Source organism: Spirosoma agri, assembly GCF_010747415.1.
In the GTDB taxonomy this organism is placed as follows: Bacteria; Bacteroidota; Bacteroidia; order Cytophagales; family Spirosomataceae; genus Spirosoma; species Spirosoma agri.
The window spans coordinates 657,174-675,564 of the sequence record NZ_JAAGNZ010000001.1 but is presented as its reverse complement, the minus strand read 5'-3'; the positions used below and the strand labels follow the sequence as shown (position 1 = coordinate 675,564).

The 18,391-nt window shown below is 50.5% G+C and carries 18 protein-coding genes; 7 read left to right on the top strand and 11 right to left on the bottom strand.

Translation table 11 applies throughout. From position 1 onward, the window contains the following. Positions 1-15 precede the first annotated feature (15 nt). The 3 genes from GK091_RS02845 to GK091_RS02835 all read left to right on the top strand — a co-directional run bounded on the left by GK091_RS02845 (position 16) and on the right by GK091_RS02835 (position 2,623). On the top strand, positions 16-396 hold the full coding sequence (locus GK091_RS02845) for a DUF4296 domain-containing protein (protein WP_164035103.1): 381 nt from the start codon (positions 16-18) through the stop codon (positions 394-396). Beyond that, a complete protein-coding gene (gene hemG, locus GK091_RS02840) occupies positions 393-1,739 on the top strand; it encodes a protoporphyrinogen oxidase (protein ID WP_164035102.1) in 1,347 nt (448 codons plus the stop codon). Before GK091_RS02845 ends, hemG begins: the two co-directional genes overlap by 4 nt. Positions 1,740-1,822: 83 nt before the next feature. Continuing rightward, a complete protein-coding gene (locus tag GK091_RS02835) occupies positions 1,823-2,623 on the top strand; it encodes a polyprenol monophosphomannose synthase (protein ID WP_164035101.1) in 801 nt (266 codons plus the stop codon). A gap of 26 nt (positions 2,624-2,649) precedes the next feature. On the opposite strand, the gene GK091_RS02830 is transcribed toward GK091_RS02835, so the two are convergent. Next, positions 2,650-3,738, bottom strand: a complete 1,089-nt coding sequence (locus tag GK091_RS02830) for an acyltransferase family protein (protein WP_164035100.1) — start codon at positions 3,736-3,738, stop codon at positions 2,650-2,652. 599 nt (positions 3,739-4,337) lie between these two features. Between GK091_RS02830 and GK091_RS02825 the strand changes: the two genes are divergently transcribed. Further along, positions 4,338-4,670, top strand: a complete 333-nt coding sequence (locus GK091_RS02825) for a potassium transporter KefB (RefSeq protein ID WP_246202129.1) — start codon at positions 4,338-4,340, stop codon at positions 4,668-4,670. Between the two features lie 121 nt (positions 4,671-4,791). On the opposite strand, the gene GK091_RS02820 is transcribed toward GK091_RS02825, so the two are convergent. From GK091_RS02820 to GK091_RS02805, 4 genes are read right to left on the bottom strand one after another with little or no spacing between them, the layout of a single operon-like run. Beyond that, positions 4,792-5,052 carry a DUF167 domain-containing protein gene (locus tag GK091_RS02820; RefSeq protein ID WP_164035098.1) on the bottom strand — a complete coding sequence of 87 codons (261 nt, stop codon included), beginning with the start codon at positions 5,050-5,052 and terminating at the stop codon, positions 4,792-4,794. Positions 5,053-5,079: 27 nt separating this feature from the next. Then, a complete protein-coding gene (locus GK091_RS02815; protein WP_164035097.1) occupies positions 5,080-5,991 on the bottom strand; it encodes an SDR family oxidoreductase in 912 nt (303 codons plus the stop codon). A gap of 38 nt (positions 5,992-6,029) precedes the next feature. Then, complete coding sequence (locus GK091_RS02810) at positions 6,030-6,734, bottom strand: peptidylprolyl isomerase (RefSeq protein WP_164035096.1); 705 nt, start codon at positions 6,732-6,734, stop codon at positions 6,030-6,032. A gap of 30 nt (positions 6,735-6,764) precedes the next feature. Then, a complete protein-coding gene (locus tag GK091_RS02805; RefSeq protein WP_164040521.1) occupies positions 6,765-7,391 on the bottom strand; it encodes an ABC transporter ATP-binding protein in 627 nt (208 codons plus the stop codon). A gap of 157 nt (positions 7,392-7,548) precedes the next feature. Between GK091_RS02805 and purN the strand changes: the two genes are divergently transcribed. Beyond that, positions 7,549-8,121 (top strand): phosphoribosylglycinamide formyltransferase, encoded by a 573-nt coding sequence (gene purN, locus GK091_RS02800; RefSeq protein ID WP_164040519.1) that lies wholly within the window; start codon positions 7,549-7,551, stop codon positions 8,119-8,121. A 9-nt stretch (positions 8,122-8,130) separates the two neighbouring features. Beyond that, positions 8,131-8,511, top strand: coding sequence for a YbjQ family protein (locus tag GK091_RS02795; protein WP_164035095.1), 381 nt, complete (start codon positions 8,131-8,133; stop codon positions 8,509-8,511). On the opposite strand, the gene GK091_RS02790 is transcribed toward GK091_RS02795, so the two are convergent. Then, positions 8,512-8,745, bottom strand: a complete 234-nt coding sequence (locus GK091_RS02790) for a DUF4834 family protein (protein WP_164035094.1) — start codon at positions 8,743-8,745, stop codon at positions 8,512-8,514. It abuts the gene before it with no gap. 132 nt (positions 8,746-8,877) lie between these two features. Further along, a complete protein-coding gene (locus GK091_RS02785; protein WP_164035093.1) occupies positions 8,878-10,422 on the bottom strand; it encodes a M28 family peptidase in 1,545 nt (514 codons plus the stop codon). Positions 10,423-10,565: 143 nt separating this feature from the next. On the opposite strand from GK091_RS02785, the gene GK091_RS02780 reads away from it, so the two are divergent. Next, complete coding sequence (locus GK091_RS02780) at positions 10,566-12,320, top strand: DUF6044 family protein (protein WP_246202128.1); 1,755 nt, start codon at positions 10,566-10,568, stop codon at positions 12,318-12,320. A 36-nt stretch (positions 12,321-12,356) separates the two neighbouring features. Here the strand turns inward: GK091_RS02780 and GK091_RS02775 are convergent, their stop codons facing one another. Genes GK091_RS02775 through GK091_RS02760 form a run of 4 tightly spaced genes read right to left on the bottom strand, consistent with a single transcriptional unit; the run spans position 12,357 to position 18,360 of the window. Continuing rightward, positions 12,357-13,253 carry a LysR family transcriptional regulator gene (locus tag GK091_RS02775; RefSeq protein ID WP_164035092.1) on the bottom strand — a complete coding sequence of 299 codons (897 nt, stop codon included), beginning with the start codon at positions 13,251-13,253 and terminating at the stop codon, positions 12,357-12,359. Between the two features lie 9 nt (positions 13,254-13,262). Beyond that, positions 13,263-13,721 (bottom strand): DsrE family protein, encoded by a 459-nt coding sequence (locus GK091_RS02770; RefSeq protein ID WP_164035091.1) that lies wholly within the window; start codon positions 13,719-13,721, stop codon positions 13,263-13,265. 28 nt (positions 13,722-13,749) lie between these two features. Next, the gene (locus tag GK091_RS02765) at positions 13,750-14,709 is read right to left on the bottom strand and encodes a c-type cytochrome (RefSeq protein WP_164035090.1); all 960 of its coding nucleotides are present in this window, start codon (positions 14,707-14,709) and stop codon (positions 13,750-13,752) included. A 3-nt stretch (positions 14,710-14,712) separates the two neighbouring features. Then, positions 14,713-18,360 carry an ABC transporter permease/M1 family aminopeptidase gene (locus GK091_RS02760; RefSeq protein ID WP_164035089.1) on the bottom strand — a complete coding sequence of 1,216 codons (3,648 nt, stop codon included), beginning with the start codon at positions 18,358-18,360 and terminating at the stop codon, positions 14,713-14,715. Between the last annotated feature and the right edge of the window lie 31 nt (positions 18,361-18,391).

The window sequence follows — 18,391 nt, the reverse complement described above, 5'->3', positions numbered from 1 at the left end:
TTAACGCATAAAACTATGAGTTGGCATCTGATCAAACAAACCATCTGGATGGGCCTGGCCATACTTGGCCTTGGGCTCCTGCAGGGCTGCCAGTCTCCGGAAGATAAACGTCCTGATAATCTGATCCCTACGGATCGTATGGCCACTATTTTAACCGAAGTACACATGACCGAATCACGTGTCAGTCGTCTGGGATTGCGGTCCATCGATTCGTCCAACATAGCGTACAAGCATCTGGAAAAACAGATTTATCAGAAGTTCAAGGTCGATACGGCGGCTTATGCGAAGAGTTACGTGTACTACGCAGCGCACCCTCGTCAGATGGAAGAGCTATATAAACAGGTTGTTGACAATCTGAAGAAGCTAGCTGAACCTAAAAAGCAAGACCGCTCATGAGTATTGGTATCATTGGCGCCGGCATTTCGGGCCTTACACTGGCCTACGAGTTACAGCAACAAGGTGTAGACTATCACCTTTGGGAAGCGTCCGAAAAGGCGGGGGGCTACATCGGATCGACGTGGGAAACGGGACCGGACGGCCAGCGGTATCTGTGCGAGCTAGGGCCAAACTCGTTGCTTGGCGATGCTGACTTATTGCTCTGGCTCGACCAACTGGGACTAACTCCTGAGCTGACGTTCAGCAAGCCCGTCAGCAAGGCCCGGTATATTTTTCGCGACGGTCACTACCGCCAGTTACCATCGGGTCCGCCATCGCTGTTGTTCGGTTCGTTCTTTAGCTGGAAAACCAAACTGGCCATCTTTCGGGAGCGGACCAATAAAACACAATCGCCGGGTAATGAAACGTTGGGGCAATTTTTCAGACGCCGTTTTTCCAGTGAGATCGTCGATTATGCACTGGCCCCGTTCGTAGCGGGCATTTACGCGGGTGACCCCGAAAATCTGCTCGTCTCCGAGACATTTCCGATGCTTTTGCGCTACGAAAAAGAATATGGCTCGGTGTTACGCGGTTTCATAAAAAATCAATCGACCGCCGGGCGTCGGCAGTCGTTTAGCTTTCGGAACGGTATGCAGGCGCTACCCGATGCGCTGGCCGCCAGGTTAACGAATCTCTCGCTCAACGATCCGGTTTCGCGCATCAGCCGAACCACTGATGGCTGGCAGGTAGAAACGAAATCCGGTACGCAGCACGTTGATCAGCTGGTGCTCGCCGTTAGTACCGACGCTGCCGCCCGGTTGGTTCTGGCCGATTATCCGGCTTTTGGCGATGCCCTTCGCCATGTTGAGTACCCACCAATGACGGCCATTCATTCGGTTTACAAACGCGCGGATGTGCAGCACCCACTCAACGGTTTTGGCGGCCTGAACCCAACGATCGAAGGGCGGTTTGCCGCCGGTCATATCTGGAGCAGTTCGGTGTTTGACGGGCGCTGTCCCGACGATGAAGTACTGATTACGACAATGGTTGGCGGACAGTCGGGTGAGCGCAACGCCAGACTAGCGGATAGCGTACTGACCGATAGCGTTCAACGGGAATTGAGCGCCAGTTTCGGCATAGCGGGGAAAGCCCCTGTTTTTCAGAAACTAACGCGCTGGGAACGCGCTATTCCGCAGTACAATGCTCAGATTCTGGCGGTCAAGCAACAGGTCGAGCGTGTTGAAAAAGACGACTTATTTGTGTGCGCAAACTGGCACAACGGCGTTTCTCTTTCCGACTGCATTGGAAAGGCAAAACGGCTAGCTAATCAATTGAGCACCAAATCCCTGATTAACAAATTTTAATAGTAATTTTGTACAAAAAGTACTGATTTAGCTGTTGTATAAATACAATAAGATCAGTCAGTTGCTAACCCACTCGATACGCTGTGAAAGAACGTTTGGTAGTTATTCCAACCTATAATGAGATTGAGAACATTGAGGCCATCATCCGCAAAGTATTCTCACTACCGGAGCCGTTCGACGTACTGATCGTAGATGATGGTTCGCCCGATGGAACGGCCCGGATCGTTCGTGATTTACAGGAAGAATATACCGGTGGCAATACCTCATCCCGATTACACCTACTGGAACGGCGCGGTAAACTCGGGTTGGGTACGGCCTATATCGATGGGTTCAAATGGGCTTTGTCCAGAGGGTATCAGTATCTGTTCGAGATGGATGCCGATTTTTCGCACAACCCGGAAGACCTCATCAAGCTGTATCATGCCTGTGCCGACGAAGGTCCTAACCGGGCCGATGTAGCCGTTGGCTCACGCTATATACGGGGTGTTAACGTCGTTAATTGGCCAATGGGACGCGTTCTTATGTCCTATTTCGCGGGCGTTTATGTTCGGTTCGTTACGGGAATGTCCATCATGGACCCCACAGCAGGTTTCGTATGTTATCGCCATACGGTGCTGGAAGTAATTATGCACAACCCGATCAAGTTTGTGGGTTATGCGTTCCAGATCGAAATGAAATTCACCTGCTGGAAATACGGTTTCCGCATTAAGGAAGTACCAATTATTTTCACCGATCGCACAAAAGGCGTTTCCAAGATGTCTACCAAGATTTTCAAAGAAGCCGTTTTCGGTGTTTTGCAGATGAAAATCAGCAGTTTCTTCCGTCATTACATTCCCCGGAAACAGCCCGCCGAAACCATGACCGAACCCGTTGACGCAGTATAATCGATCCGTTCCCGGGAGATACATAATCAGCTTTCGATAGGTCCCGTACGTCTAGCAAAGCTTATTTTCTCTTCGCGATTGAACAGCGTTATTCGTTTAAACCTGTTTTTCAAACGCAAGACAGGTTTCTCGACAAAGTAATACGAAACGGTAGCGACGCCGAAGACCGCAATGAAGTTTTGAGGAAATTGATTGATCCAGTAATTTAACTGGTAGGTCAGAAACAGTTGCTGCCAGACATAGAGTGAATACGACAACACCCCAATGTGAATCAGTAGCTTACTGTTTAGAACGCGCGCAACAAAGGATGGTATGTGGATGCACCACAGGACCAGAAAAATAATAAGCAGATTATTTACGGTCATCCCGATTGTCATGCCATAAGATCCTTTATACATTACGGCTAGCGCAGGTGATACCACGAAGAGCAGGATAAACAGGATAAATACGATCAGCTTGTTCTTCATTAAATAGATCAGCCATTTATTCGCCAGGATTTTTTCTTCCAGTAAAGCACCAAGACAGCCCGTGAGAATAGTATCTCCTCCGGTATGCAGCATCATAGGAATCTGCAAACGCATACCGGGAAATATAACATAATGCGCCACTCTCAGCAGTGGCATGAGCAACATAAGGGCTATACACAATTTCAGTAATCGGGTCTTATCGAATTTTCTGAACAGAAGAGGCCATAGGAGATAAAATTGTTCCTCTACGGCCAATGACCAGAAATGACCGAAGAACCAGTATCCCTTATCATTGGGGATGGACGGATAACTAAAAAAATGCTGGTAGTTCCACAGATAAAAACCAGCGAAAAAAACAAGGTAATAGCTACTAACTATGTCGGGAATGAAAAACCACTTTAACCCGAAAACAACTAGTATATACAGGTAAAACACAGGGAAGATCCGCAGCACTCGGCGAACATAAAAATCTTTTATATTGATTGTTCCTGTCTTTTTTTCTTCAGCGAGCAACAGCTTCGTGATCAGATAACCACTGATAACGAAGAAAAACCTGACTCCCAGGGAGCCGTTCGACAGGTAGGTAAAGACAGAATTGTTCGTATAATGAGCCGGAGTTTTGTAGACCCCATGAGCAAGTAATACCATGGCAATAGATACCGCTCGAAGGCCATCTATGCTTCTTATTCTGTTCATTTTTTATCCTAAAGACGGCGGTTAACTGTGGAACTATGTTGTATGTAATGTATAAAAAAGGTATATATATAGTATCATTAATTTAGCATTCGGAACAATTTTTACGTTTATTTTATCAATAATCCAGTATTTATCATAAAAATACGAATGCCATTTTTTATTTTCTACCAGTTTCTTGTCCTGAAATATGGAATAGACCGCCTGAAGTTGATTTTAAAGACAGTGACTCGCAAGCCTTTTACACTCCTTTGGTCTAGAGCATTAATTCATTTGTAATTCTCTTTAGACCTATCACCTTATCACACTCGTCGAGAAACTAGCCTCAATTATGAATGCGATCACAGCATTTCTTGCTGTCTCCACTTGCATAGTTCTATTTTGCTTTTAACTTTGTACTACAAAGTACTTTTAAAAATAATAGATCGTCGTGCAGTTTGTTAGCTAACTACACGGAATCACTAGGATAACCATTTCTTTATTAATCGTCTAGTCAGATCAATAGCTTATTTTACCCGTTGAAAAGACGACCAATTTATACTTCTAACATGGCAATGAAAAACGAGTCAACAATACAGCCAATTCATCCAGCGCCACTTGGCAAACGAATGGTACAGGGCGCGGGAGTTGCTCTACTCCTGATCGCATTTTTCCTGTTTAAAAGTGGCGAGCCTAATCCTGAATGGGGGAAACTATGGATGATCAAACCGCTGCTAATGGTGCCCGTAGCCGGTGCGATGGGCGGTGCATTCTACTATTTTATGGATTACCTGCGCTACCAGGGCGGTTGGAAAAAGCTGATTGCTACCGTACTGAGCCTGATTGGCTACATTTTTGCGCTGTGGATCGGTACTGTTCTGGGATTAAACGGCACCATGTGGAATTAAATGGTCCATAGTCCGTTAAGCCTGGCGATTTTCACACGCTCATTATCACAAAATACGTTTGCTCAACGATTCAACTTTCTGTTACTGGATCACGCTTGCGGTCTGTGCTCGTCAATACAGGTCAGCGAAAACGCTCCTGAACGTGTCTGAATTCCTCGTCCGTAACATCGACCTCCAGCCGTTTGTGCGGATTCGTAAACCCGGCGACAAGGGTCACTCTCGACTTTGAGATGCCGAATTGGTTAGCCAGAAATTCAACCAGATAAGCATTGGCCTTACCATCCTGAGCGGGTGCCCTGATCTTAGCGTTAAGCAATCCGGCAGCATCGTAGAATAGTTGATCTACTTTGCTGCCGGGTTTTGCTTTCAGATGGAGTATCACGCCGATTGACTCTGGGTAATTCAGTATTTAGACGGGTTGCTTTAGCTGGTCGGCCAGGATAGCAATGCCTTCTTCGAACGAGTGCGGATTATACCCAAGCACCGTTTGCGCTTTGTCCAGAATGAATCCGGTACGCGGAGGACGGCGGGCAACCTGCGTAAACGTCGATGCGTCGGCCTGGGCAATCAGCGACTTATCCAAGCCGAAATAATCGGCTGTTTTAATTGCCATTTCGTAGGGCGTTATCACTTCCTTACCCGAAATATTAAAGATCCCTTCAGCTTCCTGATCGGCAATGAGGTAACAGCCCATAGCCAGATCCTCGGCCAGGGTCGGACTACGCCATTGGTCGGTTACAACCTTGATATTTTTTCCCTCTTCCAACGACTTTTTGACCCACAGAATGATGTTACTACGGCTCATGTCGTGCGCGATCCCATAGACGAGTACCGTTCGCGCAATGGCCCAGCGGATTTTCGAATGCTTGACCGCCGACTCACCAGCCTCTTTGCTCCAGCCATAAAAACTGATCGGATTCGCTTCGGCGGTTTCGTCGTAGGGGCCGTCGGCACCATCAAAAATAAAGTCAGTCGATACGTGTACTAGGAACGCGTCAGTCGCCTGGCACGCTTCGATGATATACTCGACAGCGTGGACATTCTGCGCCCAGCAATCATCTTTCTGAACTTCGCACTTATCCACATCCGTCATCGCAGCGCCGTGGATAACTACGTTTGGGCGTACATCGGCGATCACATCAAGTACCTGCTGACGGTCAGTGATGTCCATTGACCGGTACGTATAGCCATCCGCAAAAGGCAGGCGATTACTGCCCCGTGCCGTTGCGATTAAGTCAACATCTGGCTGCTGCACCAGCAAACCAACCAATTTCTGGCCCAATAAGCCATTGGCACCAGTGAGTAAAATTCGTTTTTTCATAAGTTCTTTTCGTAGAAACCGATACGTCGGACCGGTCTCTACAGGGGTTGATATCCGAACTGTTTCTTAATCTTTTTTTTCTTCACCCAAGCCCCCGTCATGGTCATTCGGATGTCCTGTTTGGGACGGTCCAGCTCATTACGCGGCTGTTTGGCTATGCTGTCTACAACGGCCAGCCCGTCAATCACTTCACCAAACACGGTGTAGTTTCCGTCCAGATGAGGAGCACCGCCTACTGTTTTGTACACCTGTTTTTGCTCATCCGTCGGAACATGCCCTTTCATGGTCTGAATGCGGGTAATCTGCTTCTGCAACTCCTCATCGCTCCAGACGCGCCCCTGCACCACGTAAAACTGACAGCCACTTGATGCTTTTTCGGGATTATTATCGCGGGCAGCCGCCAGTGCGCCCTTTTTGTGAAACAGAGTCGGGACAAATTCAGCCGGAATTTTATAGCCAATGTCACCTCCTCCCATCGGTTCGTCGGCCTGTGCCTTCCGTGATTTCGGGTCGCCCCCCTGAATCATAAACAGCGGGATAATCCGGTGAAACAACAGACTGTCGTAAAATTTCTGGTTGACGAGTTTAATAAAGTTTTCTTTATGCTTGGGCGTCTGGTCATATAACACGAGTCGCATGGTGCCGTACGGCGTGTTGAGCGAGACAAGGTAATCTTTTTTCTTCCGGTTTTGCCCGACTGTTAGTAACGGTATCAAAAAAAAGAGCAACAGAAAGTTTCGCATCAGGATAGGGAAGATACTATTGATTGACAACTAGAGAACGATCCGATTCTGAAACACATCTTTCAGACGCTGGTCGTGTGTAACGACGATCAGGCTGGCCCCAATCCGTTCCGACTGATCACGCAGGAGCTTGACGACGCGGTCCGTATTCTCGTCGTCAAGGCTCGATGTGGGTTCATCGGCCAGAATAATATCGGGCTGATTCATGACGGCCCGCGCAATACTGACCCGCTGCTGTTCGCCCTGACTCAATTGGTGCGTTTTCTTCGCCATGTGATCGCCAAAGCCAAGTTGACCAGCCAGATCACGGGCGAGGGTTTTATCCTGCGGCTTATTGGCCAGATAGTTGGCCAGCACCAGGTTATCGAGTACTGAGAGCGAACTGACGAAGTGGGGCTTCTGGTAAACAATACCAACGTGCTTGGCCCGGAAGGCTGCCGTTTCGGCGGCACTCAACTTGGTCAAATCCGTTTGATCGATAACAACCGAGCCACTTTTCGGACGAAGCAGCAAAGCCAGCAGGTGAAGAAAAGTTGTTTTGCCGGTGCCAGACCGGCCCAGAATCAGGAGCGCTTCGCGGTTAGCACAATATACATCCGGAAATGCGAACTGTTTCGCAGGACCGTATTCGAAGGTGAGTTGCTTGGTTGCCAGCATTGGATTCGGGCGAGTACTCACAAAAATAGGTAAAAGTTGTAATTTTGACCCCTATCAGCCGGTAAGTATGTGATCAACGCCACGTATGCCAATGCGTTACTCCATTGAGTTTGCATCGTTTTACGACTACCTGACTGACCATCTGACCGCCTATCTCTTGAAACGTATCGCCATTTTTGCCTCCGGTTCCGGCTCGAACGCTGAACAAATTGCCTCGTATTTTGCTGACAGTACGGACGTTGACGTGTCGCTGATCGTCTCAAACAATGCCAAAGCGGGGGTTATTGACCGTGCCCGACGGCTTCACATTCCCGTGCTTTTGTTTGACCGAAAGACGTTTTATGAGACCGACCGGATCACGCAGCTTCTCCAGAAACAGGCGATTGATTTGATCGTACTGGCTGGATTCATGTGGCTAATGCCGGGCGATCTGGTTCGTGCTTTTCCCGATAGAATTATTAATATTCACCCGGCTTTATTGCCTAAATTTGGTGGAAAGGGCATGTACGGCCACTTTGTGCACGAAGCGGTAGTTGCGGCTGGCGAAACCGAATCAGGCATTACGATTCATTACGTAAATGAGCGGTACGATGAGGGTCAAATCATCTTTCAGGCCAGTTGCCCGGTCGTCGCGACGGATACGCCGGAGGATGTTGCCCGGAAGATACAGGTTCTTGAGCATATGCATTACCCCCGAATCGTGGCCGACGTTCTGAAAAATATTGATTAGCGAAAACCGATGAGATATGTACTACTGCTACTGGTCGTGGTAAGCCTGACGGGCTGTTTCAAACCCATGGTCTATCTACAAAATAAACCGCATTACCCCGTAGACGTATTCTACGAGAACCAGCGACCCGACCGGCCATTTGACCCGTTACAGGACCTGGAATTGAAAGGGGAAGTGCCCCTGACACGACGGCAGTCGGCCAATTACCGAATGCTCAGCCGGGGTAATGATGTGCAGCAGAAGGAGTTGCTGCTATCGAGATTAACCGTGCAGGCCAAAAAAATCGGCGCAGACGCACTCGTAGCCGTTCGTTATACGTATTACACGTCTACGACCGACAACGGCTATGTGATGACTGGCCTCGCGGTGAAATACAAGAAAGAATACTGATCACTTAATCTCTTCGTAATCAACGTATTCACCACCTTTATAGCGCGTATCGGAATCGTTCGAAGGCCGGGGATCTACCCGAATTTCACCTTCCCGACGACCACCATGAACGTTGCCGTTCCGCTTCTGTTCTTTTACCAGCTGACGACCAACGAGCAGGTAAAAAACAAATCGGCGTACGGGCGGTACGAACAAAATAATAAGGGTGATGATGAACAGATATTTAAACAGCATGTCGAAGTGTTGTTATCAAGTAAATAACGTAGGGTTGAGTCGTTTAGTTTTCTAAGGCGCTGAACGGTTTTTATCCGGGTTAATCGGTCGACTTACGATCAACCCGGATAAAACCAGTAGCCAACCCAGTACTCATTGTCCATACAAGGCTTTTCCAGCCGCTTCATACTTATCCCCCGCCGACCAGTGTGGGCGCATTGGCCGGTCGGCGATCAGCCGGGCCGCGTAGGTGAACGCCTGGCAAAACTTGTAAACGTAGTTAAAATCGAGCGATTCGGGGTTATCGATAGCCTGATGATAATATTTGCCAATGGCTTCATCGAACGTTTTGAAACCAGGTGAGAACGTTGGAGCGGGAATACCTTTGACGGCAAAGCTGACATTATCCGAACGATCGAAGAGACCCTGTTCGGGCGCAGGTTCGGCAAATACGCCCAGACCGAATGCTTTAGCGGCCGTTTCGATTTCAGCTTTCGCCCCTGTCCGTTCCAGACCAATGACTGAAACAATAGTGGTGTCGTTATAGCCCGCGCCATCGGTGTTGAGATCAAAAACCGTTTGCTTGAGCGGCACCAGTGGGTGCTCGGCGTAGTAACGACTACCCAGCAGACCGACCTCTTCACCCGTTAAGGCCAGCACCAGAATCGACCGTTTGGGCCGCTGTTGCGAGAGTGCTTTAGCCGCTTCCAGGATAGAAACCGTTCCAAAGGCGTTATCCCGCGCGCCGTTGAAGATGCTGTCGCTGGGCTGGTAGGCACTCCCCCCCTGCTTCCCAACGCCAACGTGGTCAAAATGCGCCGATAGGATCACATATTCATCCTTGAGCTTAGGGTCTGTTCCTTCGATAATACCCGCTACATTGGCCGATGGCACGGATGTATGGGGTCTGCCGGACGTGCGCAGCGTGACCGCTTGGCCAGCCTCTTTCAGCTGCTTGTACTGATTATTCGCGTTATTGATCCACACGTGCGTCACGGGTGTACTCGTCGCACTGGTCACCGGAATACCAATCTGCTCGCGGCTAAAGTACTGATTAACAAAACCCCACGGAATGGATTCGCTGTAGAGTTCAATCAGGGCAGCGGCTCCTTTTGAAGCGGCCAGTTTGCGTTTTTCCGCCGACGCACGAAAGATTTCTCCCGGACCTTTTGCCTCTGGCGAACCACCCTGCACAACAACGATCCGACCTTTTACATCGCGCCCTTTGTAGCCATCGTCACCGTCGGTCAGGCCATACCCAACGTAGATAACGTCGCCCGTAAGCGTAGTGGGCTCACCCGCCATAACGACTAGTTCCTTCCCAAGCTTAAGCGTATCCTTACCCACCAGCAGCGTCGCATTGGTAGCCGCTTTGGTTCGTTCCAGCTCGATCGGTTGTAAATAATCGGTCTGCCCGGGGGGCGTTTTCAAGCCAAGTTGCCGGAATTGTTCTGCGATATACCGAGCGGCTGCCCGATTGCCCGCTTCGCCCGTGCGACGGCCCATGAGTTCGTCGGACGCTAAAAAGCGGGTATGGCTTTCAACCTCCATCCGCGACATGGAAAATTCAGGAAGTGTAGCCGTCGTCGGCGTTTTAGACCGTGCGGCCACCGGTTTAGTGGGGCGGGTCTGCGCCTGCATTGATGCCGTGGTCAGCGTGAGTCCGGCCACAACAACGATAAAAGGAAGCGGTTGCATGATGATTGGGTTTACCGGTAAAATTACGAAAAACATGAACGGCTTTTCAGGATTCCGCACCTATCAGCGATTTTCAGTAATTTCGGCTCACCAAACCGTCCCGAATGCGACCGTTCGACTGGCTCGGTTTAGGGAATTGTCTTATGTCTCCTCGCTCAAATCAGTTCAGTAACGCATCGCCTTCTTCATCAGAACGATCCTATCTGCTCCTGGCCATCGGTTTATTGGTGTTGTATGTTTTTCCGTATGTATGGCTCGGTGAAGGCGCTTATTTAACGATTCATGACAATCTGGACAGCGATTTTCTGTATCTGTACCTGCTGAAAATTACGGGTACAGCCTTTGACTTCGACCTCAACACGATCATTCCCAACGCCATGAGCGGAGGACCGTTTACCGGCATTCCGCGCTCGGCATTCCGGACGGGAATTAACCTCGAAGTACTGTCCTTCTGGCTATTACCACCCTATGCAGCGCAGGTTGTTAATTTTGCCGCCGTGCATGGGATTGGTTTTCTGGGCATGTACTTACTGGCAAAAAAATACCTGTTACTAGCCCCGAAGTGGGCGTTTACACGGGTCGCCATTGCGTTTTTGTTCGCGCTCGTGCCTTGTTACACCGTGCACGGGGCATCCGTCAGTGGACAACCTTTGCTCCTGTTCGCCTTTCTGAATCTGCTCCATCACAAAAGCCGCTGGACCGACTGGCTGATCGTTCTTTTTTTTCCCTTTTACTCGTTTTTTGTCTGGGCTGGCCTGTTCATTTGCATCGCGCTGGGCGTAATCGGGGTAATTGGCATGATCAATAAGCGCTCGCTCAGCTGGCCTTATGTTCTCGGATTACTACTGCTCTCGATCGTCTATCTGGCCAGTGAATGGGAGTTAATTTACGCCTTCGTTCACCAGACTTACGTATCCGAACGGGTCGAATTCGACTTTTCGCAACTGCGCTCCATGAAGGTGCTGGACAGTCTGCGCCGAAGTGCCGATTTGTTCGTCTGGCCCATGTTCAACACGGGTGCTTTTCTGACCGTTGGCATACTGACAGTGGCAGGCGTTGGCGCGTGGCGGGCCTATCAGCGCAGCGATCGCCGGGCCGTCTGGTGGTTGGTGGGCCTACCCGTTGTGGCGGGTGTTTTCTGCCTGATCCACGGTTTTTATCACTACCTCGTTGTCTGGCTTGGCGACAGTTCGCTGGGTATGAAGTTCAGGGTCTTTCAATTTGACCGTTTTTATTTTCTGCTGCCAACGCTGTGGTTCTGCCTGTTTGCCCTGGCTCTTTATCAGTTTCGGGCCAATAGTCGCTGGAATCGCTTAGTTCTGGCTGGTCAGTTCGTGCTGATGATCGTGGCGAATAAGGAATGGTGCATCAACGTAGGCAAAATGACGGGGTTCGTCACGGAAGCGCAATATCCTTCCTTTCGCGCTTTTTTTGCCGAAAAACAATTCGCCCAGATTCGCGCCTACATTGCTCGTCCGCAGGCCGATTATCGGGTTATCTGCCTGGGTATGCATCCATCGGTTGCCCAGTTCAATGGCTTTTACACGCTGGACAGCTATCAGAATAATTATCCGCTTCCGTATAAACACGCCTTCCGCAAGATCATCGCGACGGAACTGGAAAAAGGCACCCGGCAAATGCGGGTTTATTACGATGCGTACGCCTGCCGGGTTTACCTCTACACGGCAGAATTGGGCATGAATTACTTATTCGGCAAGACACAGAACGAATCGGTTAGCCACCTCCAGATCAACACGAATGCGCTGAAAGCCCTGAATGGCGAATACGTGGTATCCGCCGTTCCGATTCGTAACGCAGCAGCCAATCAACTGCGCCTGGAGAAAGTGTTTGACGAACCGGAGAGCTATTGGCGCATCTGGCTATATCGGGTACAGTAGTTCGCCATATGCACACACAACCCGTTCAGCGGGAACCTAGTTTTTGGTGTAGTATTGCCGGGCAAAGCGCATGAACGTGTCCGCCAGTCCTTCCGTAACGCCCTGTAGCTGAATGGAGTAAAACTCACGATGTATGGCAAGCCCTTGCACATCGAGCACTTTCAATAAGCCAGCCCGTACTTTATCCTGCACGGCAAAAATCGACACAAAGGCCATGCACCGCGAGCTACCCAAATACGATTTAATGCTTTCGGTACTTCCTAGTTGCATCTCGATGGTCAAGTCCGTAAGCCGCAGGCCCACCCCTCTGAGCGCATGCTCGATAACTTCCAATGAGCCCGAACCCCGCTCACGCAGCAGGATCGGTACTGACTTCAACTCATCCAGCGTAATCTCATCCCGGTCGGCCAAGGGGTGATCAGCCCGGCAAACAAGCACCAGTTCATCCTTCACGAAGGGCGTATAGCGAATGTCACTGTGGTGCGTTCGTCCCTCAACCAGCCCCAGCTCAACGTCATTGTGAAGCAACTTCTGCTCGATCTGTTCGGTGTTCCCACTCAGGAGCGATATCGTAATATCGGCAGAATGTTCGTGAAAGCGGGCCAGCACCGGCGGAATGACATATTGAGCAACGGTGGTACTGGCGCCCAGCCGTAGCGTTCCACCCGGCTGACCTTTGAGCGCGTTCATATCGAACGCCAACTGGCGGTAGGTTGCCACAATCGTTTCGGCATGACGCAGCAACAGACTTCCGGCCGTGGTCAAACTGATCTGATTACCTCGCCGATCGAAAAGAGCGGTTCCGAAATGGTGTTCAAGTTCCTGAATGTGCTTGGTAACGGCGGGTTGCGTCACATACAGTTCAGCGGCTGCTTTCGTAAAACTAAGCCGCTTGGCAACCGTGTAAAAAACATTCAGGCGAAAATCGAGCATGGGGCAAAGTTACGGACGAATGATGGCCCAGCCATCCTGCTGGCGGATGATGAGTTCACCATTGGCGGTGGGTACGTAGCTGATGAACGGGTACATCTCGTCGCGGCTGAGCTTCCGCATCTTCATGGTGTTTTCGCACATGGCCAGAATAACACCTTGTTTCTGAAGGCTTTGAAGTTCTTTCTCAAAGTAGCCTTTGCCTTTTTGATAGGCGACGAACGCACCACTATACACCACCAATTCCATATCCAGTTTACCTTTCAACCGTGGATCATTCAGCGAATTCTGAATATTAGCCAGCGCATGCCGGATAACGGAGGTATCGCCCGTGTTGAGCTGATAAACAGCCCGATAGCGCGGCTTGGTAGCTTCGGCACCATGAAACGCGCTTGGGTCGATTGGTTGAGCCATGATTGGCAGCATCGCGCCTAAGAACACCAGAACGAATAGACAGGCAATTTTTTTCATGGTTGTAAGTTTTTGATTTTGAGTAAAGCTACTTTACTTTTCGCGCATCAGCAATCGGCTGAAATGGTCCAAATTTATGTTGATGTTCACTGAACGGATCGGCGTAAGGTCCGAAGGGGAAGTCAATAGGCTTACTGGCGATTCTGGGCCAGTCATTTCCCTGGTTTTTATGGGGTCTTGGCATGGCGTTGATGAAGGCGGCTACATCCCAGGCTTCTTCATCGGTCAGTTGCGGACTCGCATAACTGGCTCCGAATGGCATATTGTTTTTGACGTAACCTGCAAAGTTCGACAACCGGTATAACCCGGCCCCATCGTTGTAACTATGCGGTCCCCACATTGGAGGGTAAACGTACTCTGACGAACCGGGCGTTTTCATACCTTCCCCTTTGGCCCCGTGACAAACCTGACATTTCTCGGCGTACACCAACTGGCCTTTCGTCGAATCAGCCGCCCGATCCAAAAAGGCCAGTTTGGTCAATCCCACGCCATCGGGTCGCTGCCCCTGCGGCACATCGGAACCCAGCCAGCGCATATAGGCCACGATCGCTTTCATCTCGCGACTCGTGCTATCGGGGGCCGTACCGCCCAGACTACGCTCGAAGCAGTCGGATACGCGTTTCACGATCGTTTCGGTCGAACCGGAGCGTTCACGAAACTTCGGATAGGTCGAAAAAACGGCAGCGTAATTGTTTCCCAGTACTTTTGTTCCGGCTTCGAGGTGGCAATTCTGACAGTTCATCCCGTTCGACAGGTGCTTAACCGACCCCGCTGGTCCAAGGTATTTGGCAGTGTGCGCAATCAACTCGCGGCCATACCGGATTTCCTTGCCCAGCGCCCCCGCCGGTAGTCGACTGTCGGCGGGGGGACGCCAGTAGATGGGTGGTGTCAGCGCGAGCAACCCGGCTCCCAGTACGATCAGACCAGCGAATCCGTAAGCCACCTTCCGGGAGAAAATCAAACGCGTTTTGATAAGTTGTCGCTTCATAGATTATTGAATGTCTACTTTCACCAGATTATCATCCGAAACGCGGTCGATCAGTTTGTTATACGGATCGATACCCGCTTTGACCGGCTTACCCTTCACCGTTACCTCAATGACGTGTTCGCCGGGCGTTAGACTTCGTTTCTGCATCAGCAACGGCACTTTGGTCGTCAAGCCATCCTTGTTTTTACCATCATCGGTCAATACGGCAATATCCGCGATGACCGGGCCTTTACCTTTGGCAATTTCCTTACCGGTTTTGTCGTAATATTCGGTTGCGGTTCGGACATACAATTTTACGCGATATTGCCCATTCCCCACGGCCTTCGCTTCGGCTTTGGTGATGCGGTTATCGTAGAGCGTGAATTTTTCAAAGTTGTCGGTTAGCCAGGGTTTCAGTGAATCGGGCGTGGCCGCTTTGAGGAAACCGTACCATTCCAGCGACGTGGTGAACGGGGCTTTTTGCCGAAAACGAGCCGCCTTCATGTAGTCGTTCATGGCCTTGTTGACCCGGTCTTCACCGATATAATCCTGCAAGGCGTACATCAGCATCGAGCCTTTCTGATACCAGACATACGCACGCGTGTCGTTATCGAGCATGTTGGCCTCAAACTTATCCTCATTGGCCCGTCCGCCTAAATACTGATCCAGACTGTACTTCAAAAATTTCGGCATGGCATCGGCACCGTACCGCTGTTTAAGCACCATCAAGGCCGAATATTCGGCCATCGTTTCCGAGATCTGGTTCGCTCCGCGCGTTCGGCTGGGCATGATCTGATGCCCCCACCACTGGTGCGCAATCTCGTGAGCCGTTACGTAGAAAGCATAATCGGTCTTGTTCGGATCGCGAAAATCGCCTAGCCAGCCAAATTCTTCCGAGTAAGGGACTGTTGTGGGGAACGACTGCGCGAACGAAGAATAGCGTGGAAACTCAAGTACCCGCAACACGGGATAGGTATACGGTGCGTAGTTTTTTGTGTAATAGCTCAGCGAAGCTTTCATACTGGCCACAAACCGGTCGAGGTTGCGGTCGTGCGTCGGGTGATGATAGATCTCCAGCGCTACTTTTTGCCCGTCTGGTCCGGTCCACGTATCACGTTTGACACCGTATTTGGCAGAGCACATGCTGAAGAAATAGTCCGAAAAGCCAGGTAGTTTATACGTAAAGTAGGTCCGGGGTTTTCCGTCCGGCCCGTTCTGGGTCCAGGTTTTCAACAATTGTCCCGGCATGATGGCCGTCTGACCGGGCGTAGTTGAAATGGTCCCTTCGAACGTAACCCAGTCGGCATCGTCGGTAAACAGGAAATCGCGCAGGCCACGCGGATCGTTTTGGGCTGGGAGTGTCCATTGTTTGATGGGCAGGCCGTACTTCTTCCGGTATTTATCGCTCGACAATTCCAGTTCCTCGCTGTACCCGAAACCGGGAAAGATGCCCACGTTAAAGAACGTGCCATTGGAAACCACATCGCGACTATCACCGCCATTGCTAAACCCGACATATTGTCCCGTAACCGCCATGTCCATCCGAGCCGAATCGCCGGGATTCAGGCGTTTGGGTAGCCGGTAAATGAAATAGCCCAGGACGTTATCCGTAAGCACCAGACCCGGTTTTTTCCCGTCGATCAGCAACGTAGTCAGTTCACGGTGGAAATTGTCAGCCGGCATGGTCAGGTGCAGCGAATCGATGGGTTGATCACCTTTGTTCACGATCACAAATGCGCCGGTAGCGGTGGCTTTAAAATCATCGGGAAACACATCTACATTGACCTTGGCACTCGTGATTTTCGGTTGCAGCACATAGCGGTATTTTTGGTACGTTTTCTCGAACGAAGCTTGTTGCTCGCGTCGTTCGTCGGCGGATCGATAGCGGTTTTTAACGCTGACGTTCGTATAAATCCAGGCCCCCATACTCACAAAAGCAACCAGCAATAGGGCAAACACACTCATCGAAGCGCGACCCATGCGTTGCCGGGCCAGTTGCCACCGCGATTTAAAACTCGTATCAGCACCCCGGTTCCAGAACCACAACGCCAGCACCAGCAGCAACCCACCGAACGCATACCAGTATAACCGGAACGAAGCCAGCCCGGACAGGTAATGCCCAAACCCGTTCATGTCAGACAGCTGAATACCACCTCCCGAAAAGGGTAACGCCAACCGGTAATTGAACTCGGCAAACAAGGGTACGGCCCAGATAGCGATGTAAACGGCCAGCGTAGCGATGTGCCCCACGAATTTCTGGTTGACCATCGTGTGGACGAAAAATGCCAGCATCACCAGCTGAAAATACTGCGTGAACGCGATGCCGTATACATCCCGGACATAGAGCGAAAACTCGTAGTTGAAATACCCTTTGACGGTCTGGTTGATCACACCCGACACGATAATAAGCGTGCAGAGCAGCAGGCACACGTAGGTCATCGACAGGAGTTTGGACCCGTAAGTCATCCAGTCGGGCACCGGCAGCGCATCGGCAATAGTATCGTAATGCACTACTTTATCGCGGTGAACTACTTCGCCGGTGTAGAAAATCAGAACGATCAGGACGAACAGAAAAAAGTTGCCGTTGCGGGCTTCCAGCATCGAGAACGTCGTTGGCAGCGACGGCGTACCGTATGTCTGCGAGCCAAACCAGCCGTCAATAAACAGGAACAGAGCGGCTCCGAGCAGAATAGCGATGAAATACGGGTCCCGAACGACGTTGCCGAACTCTAGCCAGCCTTGCCGAAACATCTGCCGGACGTAAGCCCCCGTCCGAAAAACGGGTTTCGGCGTTGGCAAACTCGCCAGCGATGGTGCGGCTATCGTGTCAACATCGGCTTTTTCCTTGCGTCCGAGTTTGACGGCCAAAAAGCGCGGGAAACTGAACCGAACGACTGTTAGCAGAAATATCAGCAGCCCTATACCTGTCCAGATGAGCCGATTGGTCAGCATATCGCCTTCCAGCGGGACTAACAACGCATTTTGCTCTACCGGCGACCAGTATTTGGTAGCGGTATCGTAGGCATAGCTTCCGAACGGATCAAGCAAGTTGACCAGGTGCTTATTGTCGAGATCCTGCGATAAAGTCGATCCTAGTAGGTAGCCGATAAATAGCAGAATACTACCGGCGTAAGTTGTGAATACCTGCCGCGAGAAGGCGACCAGCCCGAAGAAAATACTACCGACCAGAAACATGTTCGGCACGACGAACAACAGAAATGGATAGGCATAATCACGAAACCGGATTGGCCCAAACCGTTCGGTGTTGTCGGCCAGATTGAAGACCGGTCCCAGCAACGAACCGATGATGATACCCAGCATACCAACGACCATAATGCCGAGCAACACAACGAACGACCCGAAGAACCGGCCCAGTATGTAACCCCGTTCGGTAATGGGAAAGCTGAAAAAGTAATTTTTCGTATTATGTTCGATGTCGCGGTAGACGGGCACTCCCATAATGGCCGACGCGATCAGCATTCCGAAAATGGTTAGCACCACCACAAACTGACTGATGGCGTAAGGCGAGTTGACGTTCGTTTTCTCCGAGACCGGACCACTGCCATAGATGACAAAGAGAAACGTAAATAAGAATAGAATCAGGGCGTAGAGATACGTGGCCGGGCGCTTCAGCCGGTAAGCCAGTTCGAAGCGAAAGATTTCGGTAAACATGGGAAGGATACTATTGGGAGCGAGGAGTGAG

Bases quoted from the DNA above. Each gene is read 5' to 3' on its own strand.
- GK091_RS02775 (WP_164035092.1), bottom strand. From the start codon at position 13,253: ATGCTCGATTTTCGCCTGAATGTTTTTTACACGGTTGCCAAGCGGCTT.
- GK091_RS02815 (WP_164035097.1), bottom strand. From the start codon at position 5,991: ATGAAAAAACGAATTTTACTCACTGGTGCCAATGGCTTATTGGGCCAG.
- GK091_RS02765 (WP_164035090.1), bottom strand. From the start codon at position 14,709: ATGAAGCGACAACTTATCAAAACGCGTTTGATTTTCTCCCGGAAGGTG.
- GK091_RS02825 (WP_246202129.1), top strand. From the start codon at position 4,338: ATGAAAAACGAGTCAACAATACAGCCAATTCATCCAGCGCCACTTGGC.
- GK091_RS02795 (WP_164035095.1), top strand. From the start codon at position 8,131: ATGAGATATGTACTACTGCTACTGGTCGTGGTAAGCCTGACGGGCTGT.
- GK091_RS02805 (WP_164040521.1), bottom strand. From the start codon at position 7,391: ATGCTGGCAACCAAGCAACTCACCTTCGAATACGGTCCTGCGAAACAG.
- GK091_RS02770 (WP_164035091.1), bottom strand. From the start codon at position 13,721: ATGAAAAAAATTGCCTGTCTATTCGTTCTGGTGTTCTTAGGCGCGATG.
- GK091_RS02780 (WP_246202128.1), top strand. From the start codon at position 10,566: ATGTCTCCTCGCTCAAATCAGTTCAGTAACGCATCGCCTTCTTCATCA.
- GK091_RS02785 (WP_164035093.1), bottom strand. From the start codon at position 10,422: ATGCAACCGCTTCCTTTTATCGTTGTTGTGGCCGGACTCACGCTGACC.
- GK091_RS02810 (WP_164035096.1), bottom strand. From the start codon at position 6,734: ATGCGAAACTTTCTGTTGCTCTTTTTTTTGATACCGTTACTAACAGTC.
- GK091_RS02760 (WP_164035089.1), bottom strand. From the start codon at position 18,360: ATGTTTACCGAAATCTTTCGCTTCGAACTGGCTTACCGGCTGAAGCGC.
- GK091_RS02790 (WP_164035094.1), bottom strand. From the start codon at position 8,745: ATGCTGTTTAAATATCTGTTCATCATCACCCTTATTATTTTGTTCGTA.
- hemG (WP_164035102.1), top strand. From the start codon at position 393: ATGAGTATTGGTATCATTGGCGCCGGCATTTCGGGCCTTACACTGGCC.
- GK091_RS02830 (WP_164035100.1), bottom strand. From the start codon at position 3,738: ATGGTATTACTTGCTCATGGGGTCTACAAAACTCCGGCTCATTATACG.
- GK091_RS02845 (WP_164035103.1), top strand. From the start codon at position 16: ATGAGTTGGCATCTGATCAAACAAACCATCTGGATGGGCCTGGCCATA.